This is a genomic window from Brucella pseudintermedia, assembly GCF_008932435.1.
GTDB classification, from domain to species: domain Bacteria; phylum Pseudomonadota; class Alphaproteobacteria; order Rhizobiales; family Rhizobiaceae; genus Brucella; species Brucella pseudintermedia.
The window spans coordinates 33,527-52,711 of the sequence record NZ_WBWE01000003.1 but is presented as its reverse complement, the minus strand read 5'-3'; the positions used below and the strand labels follow the sequence as shown (position 1 = coordinate 52,711).

Here is a 19,185-nt window from a genome sequence, read left to right as displayed (position 1 = left end):
TTAATCGTTCTCTAACATCAGAGATTACGAAAATAATAAAGCTATTCCCCATTTAACTTATTTCAAATCAATCCGTGGGGCTGGCGATTCGCGAGAGCCAACAAAAACGCAGCCCTTCTTCCGAAGGACTGCGTGATGGTAGCGGCTGAAACTGCAAACGGAATCAGCTGGCGGCGCGAAGCGGCGAAATCTGGATTTCCACGCGGCGATTCTGCGCGCGCCCGTCCGGCGTAGCATTGGTGGCAACCGGCTGGCTGGCTCCGTAGCCGATAACGGCAAAACGACGTGGGTCGATCCCCTGCGAACCGAGATAGCTGGCAACCGAAGCGGCGCGGCGCTGCGAGAGACCCTGATTATAGCTGGCGCTGCCTGTCGAATCGGTATGGCCATAGACATCCACAAGCGTCTGATTGAACTTGCGCAGCACGATCGCAACCGAATTGAGCGTCGGGTAGAACTGGCTTTTCACCTGATCCTGATCGGTATCAAACGTGATGCTCGAAGGCATATTCAGGATGATCTGGTCGCCATTACGCGTCACGGACACGCCGGTACCCTGCAGCTGTGCGCGAAGCTCGTTTTCCTGACGATCCATGTAATTGCCGATCGCACCGCCGCCAAGCGCACCGATACCCGCGCCGATCAGCACTGCATTGCGCTGGGCGCGGCTGGAACCGCCAACCATCAGGCCGCCGAGCGCACCCACAGCCGCGCCAATTGCAGCACCGCCGGCAGTATTCGACATTTTCTGTTCCCCGGTATAAGGATCGGTGGTGCAGCCCGCGAGAAATGTGGCGGCGAAAAGGGCGATACCGGTCTTTTTCAGCATGAAATGGTCATCCTCAATTAGCGAATCCGCTCGCATGATAGTAGCGATTAAGGCCGGATGGTGTTTTGGATGCGAAATTGAATCCGGCCAGTCGCTTTTTAACTGAAGCCTCCGCAATTGCGCAACTGCGCGGCATAACGATTGGCCATGGATTGGGCCCGTTTTGCCCCGTTGAGCGCCGTCGCATTCCCGCGCCAGGCGCCGCGTGCATAGCCGCCATGGCCTGAATAGTAAGCGAGATAAAGGCTGTAGGCATCGGCACGATTGATGCCGTTCTTCAGGTGGCTCTGATAGTGATACCAGCCGATAAAGTGGACCGCGTCCGCAAAATTGGTGCGCGATGCCGTCCAGCGACCCGTTTCCCGCTTGTAACGATCCCACGTGCCGTTCAACGCCTGCGAATAGCCATAGGCGCTGGACGACCGCTTCCACGGAATGATCCAGAGTATCTTGGTGCGCGGCGGGCGCGCATAGGGCCGGAAGCCCGATTCTGTATAGATCGTGGCCATCAGAACCGGAACCGGAACACCGAACTCGCGCGAAACCCGCGTGGCAGCCGTCTGCCAGTTATTGAACCAACCGTCGCGTTGATCGAAGACCGCGCACACATTGGTGACCTGCCGTGGGGCGGTCGCGCAGCCTCCAAGGATCACGAGCGCGACGAGAAACAAAACGCGCATCATGGAAAACCTCGTCTCTTTGCAAAGATTGATAAAATGTAAAGATTAAGAAGACCTTTCTAATGACAGGTCGGTCCTCTCAGACGACTACAACCTCTTGTGAAGAAGCAAATTAAAAGCCGCGGCGAATATGGCCGCGACTTGGACTGTGGACGAATGTGGATAACTATGGGGATAGCGCATATCCAGATGAAAAGAGCGGTTCTGTTGAAACAGAACCGCTCCTGCCATCATCTGCGTCCCTGACGCTCCTGCCGCAAGCGAGCCCAGTATTCCAGGCGCTTGCGAATATCCCGCTCGAAGCCCCGCTCCGGTGGGTCGTAGAATTTCTGTCTGCCCATGCTCTCGGGAAAATAATCCTGCCCTGAAAAAGCATCCGGCTGATCATGGTCGTAAGCATAGCCCTCGCCATATCCCTCGTTCTTCATGAGCTTGGTCGGCGCATTGAGAATATGCTTCGGCGGCAGCAGCGAACCGTTTTCCTTGGCCGCACGCATAGAGGCTTTATAGGCCATATAAACCGCATTCGATTTTGGCGCGGTCGCAAGATAAACGCAGGCCTGTGCCAAGGCCAGTTCGCCCTCCGGCGACCCCAGATAGTCATAGGCATCCTTGGCTGCATTGCAGATAACAAGGGCCTGTGGATCGGCAAGGCCAATGTCCTCTACCGCCATGCGCACAAGCCGCCGACCGAGATATAAGGGGTCCTCGCCCGCATCGAACATACGCGAAAGATAATAGAGCGCCGCATCCGGATCTGATCCGCGAACGGATTTATGCAACGCGGAAATCAGATTGTAATGCCCGTCCTGCCCCTTGTCATAGACGGGAGCGCGGCGCTGTACCACGTCCTGTAGTTTTTCTGCCGTGAACACCTCATCCGGGCGCGCAGCGCGCCAGACTTCCTCGGCAAGCGTCAGCGCAGCACGCCCATCCCCATCGGCCATGCGAATGAGACTGGCGCGTGCTTCCTCGTCCAGCGGCAACGGGCGCTCTTCCTGCTCCTCAGCGCGGGTCAGAAGCGTCGCGATGCTCTCGCCATCATGAGGGTGAAAAGTCAGCACCCTCGCCCGGGACAAAAGAGCGGCGTTGAGTTCGAAAGACGGATTCTCCGTGGTGGCGCCAATCAGGATGACGGTGCCGTCTTCCATGACCGGCAGAAAACTGTCCTGCTGCGCGCGATTGAAGCGATGGATTTCGTCCACGAAAAGCAAGGTCTGCCGACCGGACATGCGTCTGGCGCGCGCAGCTTCAAAAACCTTCTTGAGATCAGCAACACCCGAGAAAATCGCCGAAATCTGCTCGAACGCCAGATCGGTCTCTCCCGCAAGCAGGCGGGCGACCGTCGTCTTGCCGGTTCCGGGAGGCCCCCAGAAGATCATGGAGCCGAGAGAGCCGGATGCGATCATGCGCGTCAGTACACCTTCGGGTCCGGTCAAGTGCTCCTGACCGGTCACTTCCGACAGATGCTTTGGTCGCAGGCGGTCAGCAAGCGGCCGGTTGCGGTCCGCGTTCGGGTCTGCCGCTGCTGAAAAAAGGTCGCTCATTCAATTGCTCTATCAAAGACTATACCGCTTCAGGCATAATGCGGCCCGAAGCGGCATGCAACTTTTAGCGATCTGCCAGCATCGGCTTAGCGCACAAACTGGCGCAACAGCATTCCGTTGCGCTCCACCTCAAGCCGCCATGCGAGACCGCGCCCCGCTTCCAGAATCGCAGTCAGATCGCCCACGGTGCGAATGGAATTTCCGTTGATGCTGCGAACGATATCGCCGGGGCGCAAGCCCAGTCGGGCTGCCGGCGAACCGGAATAAATGTCAATGATAGCGACCCCCTGACTGTCGCGCTTGAGGCGCAGTTTTGCAGCCGCGGAGGGCGTGAGCTCAAGCACGGATGCTCCCGCAAAGGGATTATCGCCTTCAATAACCTGCGGTTCCGTTTCCTTGACAGCCGGCGCTTTGGACAGTTTCACCGGGATGGTCTGGTTCTTGCCATTACGCATGATTTCAACCGACACGGTGTTGCCAATGCCCGCCGTCGAAAGACGATAGCCAAGAACGTCCTGATTATCGACGCGAACTCCCTGAACGGACAAAACCACATCGCCGATTTTCAGCCCTGCGGTTTCAGCCGGTCCACCCTTTGCGATCGCGGTGATCAAGGCGCCGTACGGCTTGTCCATGCCGAGACCTTCGGCCAGATCGGCGGTCACACCCTGGAAAGTCGCGCCGATATAAGGGCGCTCGAAACTCGTGCTGCCCTTTTGAGCGGCTTCAACAACGGCGCGAACCATGTTTGAAGGAATCGCGAATCCGATCCCCACCGAGCCGCCGGAACGCGAATAGATTGCGGTGTTGATGCCGATCAGGCGCCCGCGCATGTCAATCAGCGCACCGCCCGAATTTCCGGGATTGATGGCGGCATCAGTCTGGATAAAGAAATCGAAATCGGAAATGCCAACCTGTGTGCGCGATTGGGCGGACACGATACCGCTCGTCACAGTTTGGCCAACGCCAAATGGATTTCCGATCGCCAGCACCAGATCGCCAACTTCCACATCATCGGAATTGCCGAGGCCGAGCACCGGAAACTTGTCCTTCGCTTCGATCTTCAGCACAGCGAGATCAGTGGTTTCATCGCGCAGAAGCAATTTGCTTTCAAACTCGCGACCATCTGACAAGGCGACCTTGATTTCATCGGCATCCTTGATGACGTGATTGTTCGTCACCACGATGCCCGAACTGTCAACGATCACACCGGAACCGAGCGATTGCTGGATGCGCGGCTTGCTTTCACCGAACTGTCGTCCGAAGAATTGTTCAAAAAAAGGATCGCCAGCGAAGGGCGAACGCGCCTGCACCTGACGCGCGGCATAGACATTTACAACAGCCGGAGTTGTTTCCTTCACAAGCGGAGCGAAGGACAACTGCATATCGGCACGATTGAGCGGTATCTGTTTTTGAGGCGTCGCAGGCGCGTCCTGCGCCACAGCTGGCGGCACAGCCAATCCGATGGATGTCAGTACAAGCCCCAATATACCTAGACGTCGCCAATTCATGCACATACTCCGCGCTTATCAAGCCTACTGCCGCTTCTGTGAAAGCGGACATGAAATCAATCTTGAATGTAGTCAACTGAGGACAAGGATAAAGGGCTACATTGTGACGTTGGATGAAAGCCGTGCAATTTTCCGTCAAATGCGCAAACAAAAAGGGCCGCGCAAGGCGACCCTTTTTTAGCAATCGAAAATCAGCGCAGATTACGCTGCATCTGCTTCCGCAGCCTGTTCGGCTTCGACGCGGGCGCGGTCAGCCTTGCCCTTTGCATCGACGTCGCGTTCCACGAATTCGACAACGGCCAGCGGCGCGTTGTCGCCAGCGCGGAAGCCGGCCTTCATGATGCGGATGTAGCCGCCATTGCGGGTTGCATAGCGAGCAGCCAGCGTATCGAACAGCTTGGCGACGAGCTTGACGTCGCGAATAGCCGAGATAGCCTGACGGCGGGCATGCAGATCGCCGCGCTTGCCGAGCGTGACAAGCTTTTCAACGATCGGGCGAATTTCCTTAGCTTTTGGAAGCGTCGTCACAATCTGCTCGTGTTCGATAAGCGAAGCAGCCATGTTGGCGAACATCGCCTTGCGGTGCGAGGCAGTGCGGTTCAGCTTACGGTATCCGTTACCGTGACGCATGAGCCTTCTCCTTAATTAGTTCTAGCCGGATTGCCGGTCTTAATATTGGTCTTCGTAGCGCTTTGCGAGATCTTCGATGTTTTCCGGCGGCCAGGACGGGATTTCCATACCGAGATGGAGACCCATCGATGCCAGAACTTCCTTGATCTCGTTGAGCGACTTGCGGCCGAAATTCGGAGTCCGCAGCATCTCGGCTTCCGTCTTCTGGATCAGATCGCCGATGTAGACGATGTTGTCGTTCTTCAGGCAGTTTGCCGAACGGACCGACAGTTCGAGTTCGTCCACCTTCTTGAGCAGAGCCGGGTTGAAGGCCAGTTCCGCAACTTGTTCCTGCGGAGCTTCCTTCTGAGGCTCTTCGAAGTTGACGAAGATCGCCAGCTGGTCCTGGAGAATACGAGCAGCGTAAGCCACTGCGTCTTCACCGCTAACCGAGCCGTTTGTCTCGATGTTCAGCGTCAGCTTGTCATAATCGAGAACCTGACCTTCACGGGTGTTCTCGATCTTGTACGACACCTTGCGAACCGGCGAATACAGGCTGTCGACCGGGATAAGCCCGATCGGAGCGTCTTCCGCGCGGTTGCGGTCGGCAGGCACATAGCCCTTGCCGGTGTTGACGGTGAATTCCATGCGGATTTCAGCGCCTTCGTCCAGCGTGCAGATGACGTGATCCGGATTGAGGATCTCGACATCGCCGACGGTCTGAATGTCGCCAGCCGTAACGACGCCTGGGCCTTCCTTGCGGACGACCATGCGCTTCGGGCCCTCGCCTTCCATGCGGATGGCGATTTCCTTGACGTTCAGAACGATATCCGTAACGTCTTCGCGGACGCCCGGGATCGAAGAGAATTCATGCAGAACGCCATCGATCTGAATGGCGGTCACGGCAGCGCCGCGAAGCGACGACAGAAGCACGCGACGCAGGGCATTGCCGAGCGTCAGACCGAAGCCGCGTTCCAGCGGTTCAGCAACGACGGTTGCATGCGTGCGGGAGCCGTTGGTGATGAAATCCACCTTGTTCGGCTTGATGAGTTCCTGCCAGTTCTTCTGGATCATGTGAGTATCCCTCTATCAATCGTCGCTACCATCCTATCGTAGCGATCAAGTGAAGAAACCGCAGAGGAGCCCCGAACTTGAAAAGCCCGAGGCTCGTACGGCATGTGAACGAGGATTAGACCCGGCGCTTCTTGCGCGGACGGCAACCGTTGTGCGGGATCGGCGTAACATCGCGGATCGACGTGATCACAAAGCCGGCAGCCTGAAGGGCGCGCAGCGCGGATTCACGGCCAGAGCCCGGTCCGCAAACCTCGACTTCGAGGGAACGCATGCCGTGTTCCTGCGCCTTCTTGGCGCAATCTTCGGCAGCGATCTGAGCGGCGAACGGGGTCGACTTACGCGAACCCTTGAAACCCTGAGCACCGGCAGACGACCAGGCAATCGCATTGCCCTGAGCATCCGTGATGGTGATCATGGTGTTGTTGAACGTCGAATTTACGTGGGCAACGCCCGACGAGATGTTTTTACGCTCGCGACGGCGAACGCGCGTGGCTTCCTTGGCCATGATAGTCCTTTCAATCGATCTCTACACCGCCGTAATTCCAGCGGCTACACCGGTCCTCGAGAAAGGACCAGCATCAAACCCAACCGGCGCACCGGAAAGGCTCGACGGAACATGCGTCCCGTCGAAATTACTTCTTCTTGCCTGCGATTGCCTTCGCCGGACCCTTGCGGGTGCGTGCGTTGGTGTGCGTGCGCTGGCCGCGAACCGGCAGCGAACGGCGATGACGCAGGCCGCGGTAGCAACCCAGGTCCATCAGGCGCTTGATGTTCATCGAAACTTCACGACGCAGGTCACCTTCGACCTGGTAGTCAGCATCGATTGCTTCGCGGATCTGAAGGACTTCAGCATCCGACAGCTGGTTAACGCGACGATCGTCAGCAATGCCAACCTTCGTTACGATTTCCCGCGCAAATTTCGGTCCAATCCCGTGGATGTATTGAAGCGCAATAACAACGCGCTTGTTCGTCGGGATGTTGACGCCAGCGATACGTGCCACGTCTGTTCTCCTTGAGTTATAAAGTTTCCATCTGGCAGATGCGATCAACCAGACAGCATTAAACGACCGGTATCGGCCTCTTTCGATTTCCGCCGCTACCCGCCGTTCAAAACCAGTTGAAGTGGCGCAGTCTTTGACGGAATCGTCCGAAAAAGTCAACTCTTAAACGTCGGTAAAGCCCTGAAACCGGGCTCACAGACGATTCAATCAACTTTTGGAAGCAATAAACGGGCAGAAAACGCTTCACGCATTCCCTGCCCGCATGGAACAAGGCTTCTTCAAGCCTCTTAATTCTATGCCGGAACCAGAATCCTCTCGATCTCGGCAGTAACTTCTTCAACCGGCGCCATGCCATTGATGACGCGTAACTCACCGGTACCCGCATAATAGCTGGAAAGCGGCGCAGTCTTTTCGCGGTACTCCACGAGACGCTTCCGGAAAGCTTCCGGATTGTCGTCGGAGCGAACCTGACCACCCTTGGCAATCGTGTCAGCCACACGGCTTTCCATCCGCTTGACGAGTGCATTCTCGTCAACCTTCAACTCGATCACTGCGTCGAGCTTGAGGCCCTTGCCCGCCAACATGGTTCCCAGAGCCTGCGCTTGCGGCACTGTGCGCGGGTAACCGTCAAGGATGAAACCGTTCGCGCAATCAGGAGCATCGATACGCTCCGACACGATCTGGTTCACGATCTCGTCGGAAACCAGTTGCCCGGCATCCATCACGGCCTTGGCGCGCTTCCCGATCTCACTCTGCTGGGCGACTGCCGCACGCAGCATATCGCCAGTCGAGAGCTGAGGAATTCCATGCTTCTTGGTAAGAAGTCCAGCCTGCGTCCCCTTACCTGCTCCGGGCGGCCCAAGAAGTATCAGTCTCATTTATTGCGTTTCCCACCTCTGAGTTTGGACTTCTTGATCAACCCTTCGTACTGATGGGCGATCAGATGCCCCTGAATTTGCGCAACCGTATCGAGCGTCACGCTCACAACGATCAGCAGCGAGGTGCCACCGAGATAGAACGGCACACCGGTTGCGGAAATCAGGAATTCCGGCAGGAGACAGACAAGCACGATATAGATGGCGCCGACAACAGTGATGCGTGTCAGCACATAGTCTATATATTCGGCCGTGCGCTCACCCGGACGGATGCCCGGAATAAAGCCGGAATGCTTCTTGAGCTGGTCAGCGGTGTCCTTGGGATTGAACACAATGGCCGTATAAAAGAAGCAGAAGAATGCCATCAATGCAGCGTAGAACAGCATGTAAAGCGGCTGCCCGTGACCGAGCGCATTGAGAATGGTCGTCGCCCAAGCAGGCATTTCCGTCGTATTGGCAAAGCCTGCAATCGTTGCGGGCAGAAGCAGCAGCGACGAGGCGAAAATCGGAGGAATAACGCCTGCTGTATTGAGCTTCAACGGCAGGTGCGACGTGTCGCCCTGGAACATGCGGTTGCCGACCTGACGCTTCGGATACTGGATCAGAAGGCGACGCTGTGCGCGTTCAACAAAAACGATGACCGCGATCAGCACAACGGCCAGGATGATGACACCCAGAATAAGGCCCGTCGACAGCGCACCGGTACGGCCCAGTTCCAGCGTGCCGGATATGGCGTGCGGCAGGTTGGCCACGATGCCGGAGAAGATAATCAGCGAAATGCCGTTACCGATACCGCGCGCAGTAATCTGCTCGCCGAGCCACATCAGGAACATCGTGCCGCCGACAAGGGTAATCACCGATGAAACGATGAAGAACGGCCCCGGATTGGTGACAATGCCATTGCCCGACTGCAAGCCGACCGAAATCGCGTAGGCCTGCACAAGCGCCAGAAGCACCGTGCCGTAACGCGTGTATTGATTGATGATCTTGCGACCCGCCTCGCCTTCCTTCTTCAGCGCTTCAAGCGACGGAACGACCGACGTCATGAGCTGCACGATAATGGAGGCAGAGATATAGGGCATGATGCCGAGCGCAAAAATGGCCATTCGGCCCACGGCGCCACCGGCGAACATGTTGAAGAGCCCGAGCACACCCTGGCTATGCTGCTGGAATGCCTGCGCTAGTGCGTCAGGATTGATGCCGGGAAGCGGAATATAGGTGCCGAACCGGTATACGAGCAAAGCACCCAGCGTGAACCAGATGCGCTTCTTGAGTTCTTCTGCCTTCGAGAAAGCCGAAAAATTGAGATTGGAAACTAGCTGTTCAGCAGCCGATGCCATTAAATTTCTCCGGTGAAAAGTCTCCGGTCCTCCGCCCCCGTCAGCGCAATCTACAGCGGTCGCGCCTCGAGACTAAAAAGACCCTACCCAGATATGCGCATTGGCATAAATGTGCAAGCGGCGGCACTAAGGCCGCCGCTTTTTATTTTTGTATCGAAGCCTTATTCGGCAGCGGCTTCCGGAAGCTTGATGCTACCGCCGGCCTTTTCGATCTTTTCGACTGCAGCCTTGGAAGCACCGGCTACCTCGAAGGCAACCTTTGCCTTCAACTCGCCGTCCGAAAGGATGCGAACGCCGTCCTTGGCGCGACGAATCACGCCAGCAGCCTTCAGCGAATCGAGGTTCACAACAGCCTTGGCGTCGAGCTTGCCTGCATCGATAGCGGCCTGAATACGGCCAAGCGATACAACATTGAAGCTCTTTGCGAAGATGTTGGTGAAGCCGCGCTTCGGCAGGCGGCGGTAGATTGGCATCTGGCCGCCTTCGAAGCCATTGATCGAAACGCCCGAACGGGATTTCTGACCCTTGACGCCGCGACCGCCGGTCTTGCCGGTGCCCGAACCGATACCGCGACCAACACGCTTGCGCGCCTTGACCGAACCTGGCTTATCACGCAGATCGTTGAGTTTCATATCTCTATCTCCCTGCGCTATCACGCCTCGTCCACAACGCGAACGAGGTGTGGAATCTTGGCGATCATGCCGCGGACTGCCGGAGTATCTTCCAGCGTGCTGCGGCGGTGCATTTTATTAAGACCCAGACCGATCAGCGTTGCGCGCTGCTCGGCTGGACGACGGATGGGGCTTCCGATCTGCTCGACCGTAACCGTCTTGCCCTTCTTCTCAGCCATCACTCAAATCCTTGTCTATGGCGTATCCGGTGGCCATTTACTCGCAATTCTAAGGCAAAACCGCTTTACACTTTTGCTGGAACTGCGTGGCCCCGGACTAACACAAACTATCGGCTATTCTTCCGAACCGACCACATCATGGCGGCGAGCCTGAAGGGTCGAGTACTTGATGCCGCGCTGTGCAGCGATGTCCTTCGGATGCATCTGATGCTTCAGAGCATCGAACGTCGCACGAACCATGTTGTAAGGGTTCGACGAACCGAGCGACTTGGCGACAACGTCCTGAACGCCAAGCGTTTCGAACACTGCACGCATTGGACCACCGGCGATGATACCTTTACCGGCAGGAGCCGCGCGAAGCAGAACCTTGCCAGCGCCGTGACGGCCTTCGACATCGTGATGCAACGTACGGCCCGAACGCAGCGGTACGAAGATCATGTCGCGCTTGGCGGCTTCCGTAGCCTTACGGATAGCTTCCGGCACTTCACGTGCCTTGCCATGACCGAAGCCTACGCGGCCCTTCTGATCGCCAACGACGACGAGCGCAGCAAAACCGAAGCGACGGCCGCCCTTGACGACCTTGGCAACACGGTTGATGTGAACGAGCTTATCGACGAATTCGCTGTCGCGCTCCTCACGGCCGCGATCCTCGCGGTTACGTTCTCTCTGTGCCATATCCTGATTTCCTTTTTCTTTTCCGGAAGCACAAATGCTAATTAGAAGCTGAGGCCGCCTTCGCGGGCAGCTTCGGCGAGAGCCTTCACACGGCCGTGGTAAATGAATGCACCACGGTCGAACACTACGTCCTTGACGCCAGCCTTGACGGCGCGCTCAGCAACCAGCTTGCCAACGGCAGCAGCTGCTGCGGAGTCGGCGCCGGTCTTGAGCTTGCCCTTGAGGTCGCCATCGAGAGTCGAAGCGGCCGCGAGCGTAACGCCGCGAACGTCGTCGATGATCTGGGCGTAGATGTTCTTGGAAGAACGGTGCACGCTGAGACGCGGACGGCCATTGGCCACAGCCTTGATCTGGCGGCGTACACGAGCAGCGCGACGCTGCAAAGTTTCTTTTGGCGATGCCATGACGCGCTTCCCTTACTTCTTCTTGCCTTCTTTGCGGACGATCTTCTCGCCAGCATACTTGACGCCCTTGCCCTTGTAAGGCTCGGGGCCGCGATATTCGCGGATCTCAGCCGCGACCTGACCGACCTGCTGCTTGTCGATGCCCGAAACGACGATTTCCGTCGGCTTGGGAACAGCAACCGTGATACCGGCAGGCACGTCATAGATCACTTCGTGGCTGAAGCCGAGCGAAAGCTGCAGGTTCTTGCCCTGCATGGCGGCGCGGTAACCAACGCCGCTGATTTCGAGCTTCTTCTCAAAGCCGTCCTTCACGCCAACGAAAATGTTGGAGATCATCGTGCGGGACATGCCCCACTTCGAACGAGCTTCCTTCGACTGATCGCGCGGATCGACGCTTACAGCGCCGTCTTCCATCTTGACCAGAACTTCATCGTGCACGACGAAGGAGAGTTCACCCTTCGCGCCCTTTGCCTTGACGATCTGCCCATCAACACTGGCGGTCACGCCTGCCGGGACCGGCACGGGTTTCTTACCGATACGAGACATTTTGATACCTGTCTTTTATCTGTTCGCTGTCAACCGCATCAGAAGACGCGGCAGAGCAGCTCACCACCAACGTTTTGTTCACGGGCTTCATGATCCGCCATCACGCCCTTCGGCGTGGAGAGGATCGAGATGCCGAGGCCGTTCGCGACCTGCGGGATCGACTTGACTGACACGTAAACGCGACGGCCAGGCTTCGATACGCGGCTGATCTCACGGATAACCGGAACACCTTCATAGTACTTCAGTTCGATTTCGATCTCGGCCTTGCCGTTCACGAACTCACTCTGCGTGTATCCGCGGATGTAGCCTTCGGATTGAAGGACATCGAGAACGCGAGCGCGCAGCTTGGAAGCCGGGGTCGTAACCTTGGTCTTCTTGCGGCCTACTGCGTTGCGGATACGGGTCAGCATATCGCCGATAGGATCTGACACAGACATATGCTACTCCTTACCAGCTCGACTTGACGATGCCCGGTACCTGACCGAGCGAACCCAACTGACGGAGCGCAATACGCGACATCTTCAGTTTACGGTAGTAACCACGCGGACGGCCCGAAACTTCGCAACGATTGCGAATACGAACCTTCGATGAATTGCGCGGCAGTTCGGCAAGCCGGATGGTGGCGCGGAAGCGCTCTTCCAGCGGAAGGCCCTGATCCATTACGATCGCCTTCAGACGTGCACGCTTGCCAGCGTGACGCTTAACCAACTTTTCGCGGCGCTTGTTTTTTTCGACTGCGCTAGTCTTGGCCATATTAATATACCTCGCTACGCTTGCCGTTACTGCCGGAAGGGGAAGTTGAATGCACGCAGAAGAGCGCGCGCTTCATCATCCGTCTTGGCGGTCGTGCAAACGATGATGTCCATGCCCCAGATCTGATCAACCTTATCGTAGTTGATTTCCGGAAACACGATGTGCTCCTTGATGCCCATGGCATAGTTGCCGCGGCCGTCAAAGCTCTTCGGGTTCAGGCCGCGGAAGTCGCGGACGCGAGGAAGAGCGATCGTGACAAGACGATCAAGGAATTCATACATGCGGTCCTGGCGAAGGGTAACCTTCGTGCCGATTGGCATGCCTTCACGCAACTTGAAGGTTGCGATCGAGTTACGGGCGCGGGTCACGACAGCCTTCTGGCCGGCGATCTGGCTGAGATCTTCAGCAGCAACCGCAGGCTTCTTGGAATCGCCCGTGGCTTCGCCAACGCCCATATTGAGGACAACCTTGGTGATGCGCGGAATCTGCATCTCGTTGTCGTATTTGAATTCTTCAAGCAGGGCCTTACGAATGTTTTCGTTGTAAAGCTTCTTGAAGCGGGGAAGTGCCTTAGCTTCAGCCATCGATCAGCGCTCCAGAACGTTTTGCGACACGAACCTTCTTGCCGTCCTCGACGCGGAAACCGACGCGGGTCGGCTTGCCGTCCTTGGGATCAGCAATTGCCAGGTTGGACAGGTGGATCGGCGCTTCCTTGGAGATAATGCCGGCTTCCTGAGTCTGGGTCTGACGCTGATGGCGCTTTACAATGTTGATGCCGCGAACGAGCGCCTGCTCATCCTTCGGCATAACCTTGAGAACTTCGCCCTTACGGCCCTTGTCCTTACCGGACAGCACGACAACGCTGTCGCCTTTGCGAATCTTCTGCATCGTCTTGCTTCCTTACAGAACTTCCGGAGCCAGCGAGATGATCTTCATGTGGTTCTTTGCGCGGAGTTCGCGCGGAACCGGTCCGAAGATACGCGTGCCGATTGGCTCTTTCTTGTTATCGATGAGAACAGCTGCATTGTTATCGAAACGAATAACGCTGCCGTCCGGACGACGGATGTCCTTGGCGGTGCGTACAACAACCGCCTTCATCACGTCACCCTTTTTGACGCGGCCGCGCGGAATAGCTTCCTTGATCGACACCACAATGATGTCGCCAACAGAAGCATAACGCCGCTTCGAGCCGCCCAGCACCTTGATGCACATGACACGACGTGCGCCGGAATTATCCGCCACGTCGAGGTTTGTTTGCATCTGAATCATGACTGGCCGCCTTCTTTCCTCTCAGCTGGTTAAGGGCTCCTGCCCTACCTAAGCTGCGTGTTTATAATTTAGCCTGCTGCTTCGTTCGTCAGAACGACCCAGCGTTTGTCCTTCGAGATCGGAGCCGATTCCTGGATGGAAACGAAATCGCCGACCTTGAACTGGTTGTTTTCGTCATGCGCCTTGTACTTCTTAGACTGACGCACGGTCTTCTGGAGGAGCGGATGCGAATAGCGGCGCTCAACCTTGACCACAACAGTCTTGTCATTCTTGTCGCTGACGACAACGCCCTGCAGAACGCGTTTAGGCATTATATTCTTCCTTATGCCTTGCTTGCGGCCGCCTTCTGGCGGGCAATAGTCTTGATACGCGCGATGTCGCGGCGAACCTGCTTCACGCGCGCGGTTTTTTCGAGCTGGCCGGTTGCCTTCTGAAAGCGCAGGTTGAACTGCTCTTTCTTCAGGGTGCCCAGCTCGTCATTCAGTTGATCGAGGCTCTTCGCCCGAACGTCTGCGGCTTTCATAGTTGCCTCTCTCTTATTCAGCAATGCGCTGGATAAAGCGCGTCTTGATCGGCAACTTTGCGGCGCCGAGTCTGAGGGCTTCGCGTGCCACATCTTCGGGTACGCCGTCAAGCTCAAACATCACGCGACCTGGTGCCACACGGCACGCCCAGTAGTCAACCGAACCCTTACCTTTACCCATACGGACTTCGGTTGGCTTCGAAGTTACCGGCAGGTCAGGGAAGATGCGGATCCACACGCGACCGGCACGCTTCATGTGACGGGTGATCGCGCGGCGGGCCGCTTCGATCTGACGTGCAGTGACGCGTTCCGGCTCAACCGCCTTCAAACCGAATGCACCGAAATTCAGATCCGTGCCGCCTTTCGAGTTGCCGTGGATACGGCCCTTGAACTGCTTGCGGAACTTGGTGCGCTTAGGCTGCATCATTGTTCTCTACTCCAAATTTCTCGCCCGCGGCCCGCTTTTTAAGCGTTTTCGCGGCGGCGGTTCGACGAGGAACCCTGATTGTCACCCTCGACCGCACGACGCTCGGAAGCCATCGGATCGTGTTCAAGGATCTCGCCCTTGAAGACCCAGACCTTCACGCCGCAGATACCATAAGCGGTCTTCGCTTCTGCCGTGCCGTAGTCAATATCGGCGCGAAGCGTGTGAAGCGGAACGCGACCTTCACGGTACCATTCCATGCGAGCGATTTCCGCGCCACCCAGACGACCCGAGCAGTTGATACGGATACCTTCGGCTCCAAGACGCATTGCCGACTGAACGGCACGCTTCATGGCGCGACGGAATGCCACACGGCGTTCGAGCTGCTGAGCGATCGATTGGGCGATCAGCGTAGCGTCGATTTCCGGCTTGCGAACTTCAACGATGTTGAGCGACGTGTCGGCATTGGTCATCTCGGAAAGCTTCTTGCGGAGCTTTTCGATGTCTGCACCCTTCTTGCCGATGATGATGCCCGGACGAGCCGAATGGATCGTCACGCGGCACTTCTTGTGCGGACGCTCAATCACGATCTTAGAGATCGCAGCCTGCTTGAGTTCCTCGGTGAGGAATTCGCGGATCTTGACATCTTCATGCAGCAGCTTGCCGTACTCACCGGTATTCGCGTACCAACGCGAATCCCAGGTGCGGTTGATGCCGAGACGAAGACCGATCGGATTAATCTTCTGACCCATTATGCGGCCTCCCCTTTTTCCGCGACTTCGCGGACAACAATGGTGAGATGCGAAAACGGCTTCTCGATCCGGCTTGCACGGCCACGCCCACGGACGTGGAAGCGCTTCATGACGATCGACTTGCCGACATAAGCTTCGGCGACGATCAGAGCATCGACGTCGAGGTCATGGTTGTTTTCAGCGTTCGCAATTGCGGACTGAAGCGTCTTCTTGACCGTATCGGCGATCCGCTTGCGCGAGAACGTCAGATCGGCAAGTGCCGCATTCACCTTCTTGCCGCGGATCATGCTCGCAACAAGGTTCAGCTTCTGCGGGCTGACGCGCAGCGTGCGGGCAACGGCTTGCGCTTCGTTGTCCTTGAGCTGACGGGGAGCTTTAGCCTTGCCCATCGTTACTTCCTCTTCGACTTCTTGTCCGCGCCGTGACCGTAATAGGTACGCGTAGGCGCGAATTCACCGAACTTGTGTCCGACCATTTCTTCCGAAACCGACACCGGCACATGCTTGTTGCCGTTGTAGACGCCGAAAGTCAGGCCGACAAACTGCGGCAGGATGGTGGAGCGGCGGCTCCACATCTTGATAACTTCATTACGACCGCCTTCGCGTACCTTCTCAGCCTTCTTGAGAAGATAGCCGTCGACAAACGGACCTTTCCAAACTGAACGAGCCACTTCAGACTACCTCTCTTACTTCTTGCGCTGATGGCGCGAACGCATGATGAACTTGTCGGTCGCCTTGTTCGAGCGCGTCTTCTTGCCCTTCGTAGGCTTGCCCCACGGAGTGACAGGGTGACGACCACCCGAGGTACGACCTTCACCACCACCATGCGGGTGATCGACCGGGTTCATTGCAACGCCGCGAACGTGCGGACGCTTGCCACGCCATACCGAACGACCGGCCTTGCCGTCGTTGATGTTGCCGTGGTCCGGGTTGGACACTGCACCGACCGAAGCGAAGCAGGCACCTGGAACCAGACGCTGTTCACCCGAGTTGAGGCGCAGAATAGCCATGCCCTGATCGCGGCCGACGAGCTGCGCGTAGGTGCCAGCCGAACGAGCGATCTGACCGCCCTTGCCCGGCTTCAGCTCGACGTTGTGGATGATCGTGCCAACCGGCATCGAAGCGAGCGGCATTGCGTTGCCCGGCTTCACGTCGACGGAGTTGCCTGCAACGACCTTGTCGCCGACAGCCAGACGCTGCGGAGCCAGGATGTAGGCCAGTTCACCGTCTTCATAACGGATCAGCGCGATGAACGCGGTGCGGTTCGGATCGTATTCCAGGCGTTCCACGGTGCCGACGACGTCAAGCTTGCGGCGCTTGAAGTCGATGAAACGGTACGAACGCTTGTGACCGCCGCCCTGAAAGCGGACAGTGATACGACCGGTGTTGTTGCGGCCACCCTTCTTGGACAGACCTTCGGTCAGGGACTTGACCGGCTTGCCCTTGTAGAGTTCCGAACGGTCCACGATGACCAGCTGACGCTGGCCTGGCGTGATCGGATTAAAATGCTTGAGTGCCATTGTCTCTTACTCCATGGCCTCTCAGAGACCGGTCGAAACGTCGATGCTCTGGCCTTCGGCCAAAGTAACGATCGCTTTCTTGACGTCGCTCTGGCGCCCGATAAGGCCGCGGAAACGCTTGACCTTACCCTTGCGCACTGCAGTGTTGACTGCGGTAACCTTGACGCCGAACAGCGCTTCGACTGCAGCCTTGATTTCCGGCTTCGTTGCCTTGCGGGCTACGTTGAAGACGACCTGGTTGTGTTCGGAAACCATGGTGGACTTCTCGGTGATAACCGGGCTGACGATCACGTCGTAATGGCGAAGATCAGTCATTTGAAACGCTCCTCGAGGGCTTCGACAGCCGCCTTGGAAAGAACGAGCTTGCCGCGGCGAAGGATGTCGTAAACATTGATGCCCTGCACTGGCAGAACGTCGATGTTCGGGATGTTCGAAGCCGCGCGCTGGAAGTTCACGTCGATCTCTGCACCGCCGATGAGGAGTGCATTTTCAAGACCGAGCTTGGCGAACTGCGAAACAAGCTGCTTCGTCTTGGCTTCCGTTGCAGCCAGATCATCGATGATGATCAGGTCAGATGCCTTTGCCTTTGCAGACAGGGCATGACGCAGGCCAAGAGCGCGAACCTTCTTCGGCAGATCGTGATCGTGCGAACGGACAACCGGTCCGTGAGCCTGACCACCGCCGCGGAACTGCGGTGCGCGAGCCGAATGGTGACGAGCGCGGCCCGTACCCTTCTGCTTGTACATCTTGGCGCCGGTGCGGCTTACGTCGCCACGGCCCTGAGCCTTATGGGAGCCCTGCTGGCGGCGAGCCAGCTGCCAGCGCACGACGCGCTGAAGAATGTCGTCACGCGGGTCGAGGCCGAAGATTTCTTCGTTCAGCTTGACCTTGCCGGCATCCTTGCCTTCAAGAGTGGTAATCGTGAGATCCATTATTCGGCTCCCTCAGTCGCGGCAGCTTCGGCCTTCGCGGCACCTGCACGCAGAGCGGCCGGCTTTGGCGCGTTCTCAGGCAGCGAGACCTTTACCGCGTCGCGCACGAGAATCCAGGCACCCTTGGAGCCCGGAACCGCACCGCGAACCAGGATCAGGCCGCGATCGCTGTCCGTCGAGACAACTTCAATATTCTGCGTGGTTACGCGGGTCTGGCCCATGTGACCAGCCATCTTCTTGCCCTTGAACACCTTACCCGGGTCCTGACGCTGACCGGTCGAGCCGTGAGCGCGGTGAGTAATGGAGTTACCGTGCGAAGCACGATGGCCACCGAAGTTATGACGCTTCATAACACCGGCAAAGCCCTTACCGATCGAAGTACCCGTCACGTCGACCTTCTGGCCGGCGACGAAGTGTTCGGCGGTGATTTCAGCGCCGACTTCGAGGAGGTTATCCGGCGAAACGCGGAATTCCGCGAGCTTCGCCTTCGGCTCGACCTCGGCCTTCGCGAAATGACCGCGCATAGCCTTGGACGTGTTCTTTACCTTGGCGATACCAACGCCAAGCTGAACAGCCGTGTAACCGTTCTTTTCAACTGTACGCTGAGCTACCACGTGGCAGTTCTCCATGCGGAGAACCGTCACCGGCACATGCTCGCCGGCGTCGTTATAGACGCGGGTCATGCCCAGCTTCTGTGCAATAACACCTGAACGCATCGGGTTCGTTCCTTCCGTCCTCAAGCCGATTAAAGCTTGATCTCGACATCGACACCAGCGGACAGATCGAGCTTCATCAGCGCGTCCACCGTCTGCGGGGTCGGGTCAACGATATCGAGAAGACGCTTGTGCGTGCGCATCTCGAACTGCTCGCGGCTCTTCTTGTCGATGTGCGGCGACCGGTTAACCGTGAACTTCTCGATCCGTGTTGGAAGCGGGATCGGTCCGCGCACATTTGCACCGGTACGCTTGGCAGTCGACACGATTTCCCGCGTCGAAGCGTCAAGGATCCGATGATCAAACGCCTTCAGGCGAATGCGGATGTTTTGACCGTTCATTTCATCTGTTCCTTGTTA

Annotated in this window: 31 protein-coding genes; all 31 read right to left on the bottom strand. The window is 57.3% G+C overall.

The features are described 5' to 3' along the window. Positions 1–163: 163 nt before the first annotated feature. Positions 164–829: an OmpA family protein gene (locus tag F9K78_RS04805; protein WP_121983773.1), complete on the bottom strand. Its 666-nt coding sequence runs from the start codon at positions 827–829 to the stop codon at positions 164–166. Positions 830–927: 98 nt separating this feature from the next. Next, on the bottom strand, positions 928–1,512 hold the full coding sequence (locus tag F9K78_RS04800; protein ID WP_121983772.1) for a transglycosylase SLT domain-containing protein: 585 nt from the start codon (positions 1,510–1,512) through the stop codon (positions 928–930). Between the two features lie 227 nt (positions 1,513–1,739). After that, positions 1,740–3,056 (bottom strand): replication-associated recombination protein A, encoded by a 1,317-nt coding sequence (locus F9K78_RS04795; protein ID WP_121983771.1) that lies wholly within the window; start codon positions 3,054–3,056, stop codon positions 1,740–1,742. Positions 3,057–3,142: 86 nt separating this feature from the next. Then, positions 3,143–4,567, bottom strand: coding sequence for a DegQ family serine endoprotease (locus F9K78_RS04790; protein ID WP_121983770.1), 1,425 nt, complete (start codon positions 4,565–4,567; stop codon positions 3,143–3,145). 201 nt (positions 4,568–4,768) lie between these two features. Then, positions 4,769–5,197, bottom strand: a complete 429-nt coding sequence (rplQ, locus tag F9K78_RS04785) for a 50S ribosomal protein L17 (RefSeq protein ID WP_006467000.1) — start codon at positions 5,195–5,197, stop codon at positions 4,769–4,771. 39 nt (positions 5,198–5,236) lie between these two features. Further along, on the bottom strand, positions 5,237–6,250 hold the full coding sequence (locus F9K78_RS04780; protein WP_006467001.1) for a DNA-directed RNA polymerase subunit alpha: 1,014 nt from the start codon (positions 6,248–6,250) through the stop codon (positions 5,237–5,239). Between the two features lie 115 nt (positions 6,251–6,365). Next, positions 6,366–6,755 carry a 30S ribosomal protein S11 gene (rpsK, locus tag F9K78_RS04775; RefSeq protein WP_002964339.1) on the bottom strand — a complete coding sequence of 130 codons (390 nt, stop codon included), beginning with the start codon at positions 6,753–6,755 and terminating at the stop codon, positions 6,366–6,368. 127 nt (positions 6,756–6,882) lie between these two features. Continuing rightward, entirely contained in the window at positions 6,883–7,251 is a 369-nt protein-coding gene (gene rpsM, locus F9K78_RS04770) for a 30S ribosomal protein S13 (protein WP_006467002.1), read from the bottom strand. A gap of 293 nt (positions 7,252–7,544) precedes the next feature. Further along, complete coding sequence (locus tag F9K78_RS04765) at positions 7,545–8,129, bottom strand: adenylate kinase (RefSeq protein ID WP_121983769.1); 585 nt, start codon at positions 8,127–8,129, stop codon at positions 7,545–7,547. Continuing rightward, positions 8,126–9,466 carry a preprotein translocase subunit SecY gene (gene secY, locus F9K78_RS04760; protein ID WP_121983768.1) on the bottom strand — a complete coding sequence of 447 codons (1,341 nt, stop codon included), beginning with the start codon at positions 9,464–9,466 and terminating at the stop codon, positions 8,126–8,128. Before secY ends, F9K78_RS04765 begins: the two co-directional genes overlap by 4 nt. 161 nt (positions 9,467–9,627) lie before the next feature. Then, a complete protein-coding gene (gene rplO, locus F9K78_RS04755; RefSeq protein ID WP_002964343.1) occupies positions 9,628–10,098 on the bottom strand; it encodes a 50S ribosomal protein L15 in 471 nt (156 codons plus the stop codon). A 20-nt stretch (positions 10,099–10,118) separates the two neighbouring features. Further along, a complete protein-coding gene (rpmD, locus tag F9K78_RS04750; RefSeq protein ID WP_121983767.1) occupies positions 10,119–10,316 on the bottom strand; it encodes a 50S ribosomal protein L30 in 198 nt (65 codons plus the stop codon). 114 nt (positions 10,317–10,430) lie between these two features. After that, positions 10,431–10,991: a 30S ribosomal protein S5 gene (gene rpsE / locus F9K78_RS04745; RefSeq protein ID WP_006467009.1), complete on the bottom strand. Its 561-nt coding sequence runs from the start codon at positions 10,989–10,991 to the stop codon at positions 10,431–10,433. Positions 10,992–11,032: 41 nt separating this feature from the next. Continuing rightward, positions 11,033–11,395 carry a 50S ribosomal protein L18 gene (gene rplR / locus F9K78_RS04740; RefSeq protein WP_008505670.1) on the bottom strand — a complete coding sequence of 121 codons (363 nt, stop codon included), beginning with the start codon at positions 11,393–11,395 and terminating at the stop codon, positions 11,033–11,035. Positions 11,396–11,407: 12 nt separating this feature from the next. Then, on the bottom strand, positions 11,408–11,941 hold the full coding sequence (gene rplF / locus F9K78_RS04735) for a 50S ribosomal protein L6 (RefSeq protein WP_121983766.1): 534 nt from the start codon (positions 11,939–11,941) through the stop codon (positions 11,408–11,410). Between the two features lie 38 nt (positions 11,942–11,979). Then, entirely contained in the window at positions 11,980–12,378 is a 399-nt protein-coding gene (gene rpsH, locus F9K78_RS04730) for a 30S ribosomal protein S8 (protein ID WP_121983765.1), read from the bottom strand. 10 nt (positions 12,379–12,388) lie between these two features. Continuing rightward, positions 12,389–12,694, bottom strand: coding sequence for a 30S ribosomal protein S14 (gene rpsN, locus F9K78_RS04725; protein ID WP_006467018.1), 306 nt, complete (start codon positions 12,692–12,694; stop codon positions 12,389–12,391). A 26-nt stretch (positions 12,695–12,720) separates the two neighbouring features. Next, positions 12,721–13,278 (bottom strand): 50S ribosomal protein L5, encoded by a 558-nt coding sequence (gene rplE, locus F9K78_RS04720; protein WP_006467019.1) that lies wholly within the window; start codon positions 13,276–13,278, stop codon positions 12,721–12,723. Next, on the bottom strand, positions 13,271–13,582 hold the full coding sequence (gene rplX, locus F9K78_RS04715; RefSeq protein ID WP_006467020.1) for a 50S ribosomal protein L24: 312 nt from the start codon (positions 13,580–13,582) through the stop codon (positions 13,271–13,273). The genes rplE and rplX overlap by 8 nt, the downstream gene beginning before the upstream one ends. 12 nt (positions 13,583–13,594) lie before the next feature. After that, entirely contained in the window at positions 13,595–13,963 is a 369-nt protein-coding gene (rplN, locus tag F9K78_RS04710) for a 50S ribosomal protein L14 (protein WP_004683923.1), read from the bottom strand. A gap of 68 nt (positions 13,964–14,031) precedes the next feature. Beyond that, positions 14,032–14,274, bottom strand: coding sequence for a 30S ribosomal protein S17 (gene rpsQ, locus F9K78_RS04705; protein WP_006467021.1), 243 nt, complete (start codon positions 14,272–14,274; stop codon positions 14,032–14,034). Positions 14,275–14,285: 11 nt separating this feature from the next. Continuing rightward, entirely contained in the window at positions 14,286–14,486 is a 201-nt protein-coding gene (gene rpmC / locus F9K78_RS04700; RefSeq protein ID WP_006467022.1) for a 50S ribosomal protein L29, read from the bottom strand. Positions 14,487–14,499: 13 nt separating this feature from the next. After that, positions 14,500–14,913, bottom strand: a complete 414-nt coding sequence (gene rplP, locus F9K78_RS04695; protein WP_006467023.1) for a 50S ribosomal protein L16 — start codon at positions 14,911–14,913, stop codon at positions 14,500–14,502. Positions 14,914–14,951: 38 nt separating this feature from the next. Further along, a complete protein-coding gene (gene rpsC / locus F9K78_RS04690) occupies positions 14,952–15,662 on the bottom strand; it encodes a 30S ribosomal protein S3 (protein WP_006467024.1) in 711 nt (236 codons plus the stop codon). Further along, positions 15,662–16,051 (bottom strand): 50S ribosomal protein L22, encoded by a 390-nt coding sequence (rplV, locus tag F9K78_RS04685; protein ID WP_006467025.1) that lies wholly within the window; start codon positions 16,049–16,051, stop codon positions 15,662–15,664. The genes rpsC and rplV overlap by 1 nt, the downstream gene beginning before the upstream one ends. A gap of 2 nt (positions 16,052–16,053) precedes the next feature. After that, entirely contained in the window at positions 16,054–16,332 is a 279-nt protein-coding gene (gene rpsS, locus F9K78_RS04680; protein ID WP_006467026.1) for a 30S ribosomal protein S19, read from the bottom strand. A 15-nt stretch (positions 16,333–16,347) separates the two neighbouring features. Next, the gene (gene rplB, locus F9K78_RS04675; protein ID WP_121983764.1) at positions 16,348–17,181 is read right to left on the bottom strand and encodes a 50S ribosomal protein L2; all 834 of its coding nucleotides are present in this window, start codon (positions 17,179–17,181) and stop codon (positions 16,348–16,350) included. A gap of 21 nt (positions 17,182–17,202) precedes the next feature. Beyond that, positions 17,203–17,496: a 50S ribosomal protein L23 gene (locus F9K78_RS04670; protein WP_006467028.1), complete on the bottom strand. Its 294-nt coding sequence runs from the start codon at positions 17,494–17,496 to the stop codon at positions 17,203–17,205. Further along, positions 17,493–18,113: a 50S ribosomal protein L4 gene (gene rplD, locus F9K78_RS04665; protein WP_109987721.1), complete on the bottom strand. Its 621-nt coding sequence runs from the start codon at positions 18,111–18,113 to the stop codon at positions 17,493–17,495. Before rplD ends, F9K78_RS04670 begins: the two co-directional genes overlap by 4 nt. After that, entirely contained in the window at positions 18,113–18,829 is a 717-nt protein-coding gene (gene rplC / locus F9K78_RS04660; protein ID WP_121983763.1) for a 50S ribosomal protein L3, read from the bottom strand. Before rplC ends, rplD begins: the two co-directional genes overlap by 1 nt. A 29-nt stretch (positions 18,830–18,858) precedes the next feature. Then, positions 18,859–19,167: a 30S ribosomal protein S10 gene (gene rpsJ, locus F9K78_RS04655; RefSeq protein ID WP_002964363.1), complete on the bottom strand. Its 309-nt coding sequence runs from the start codon at positions 19,165–19,167 to the stop codon at positions 18,859–18,861. Between the last annotated feature and the right edge of the window lie 18 nt (positions 19,168–19,185).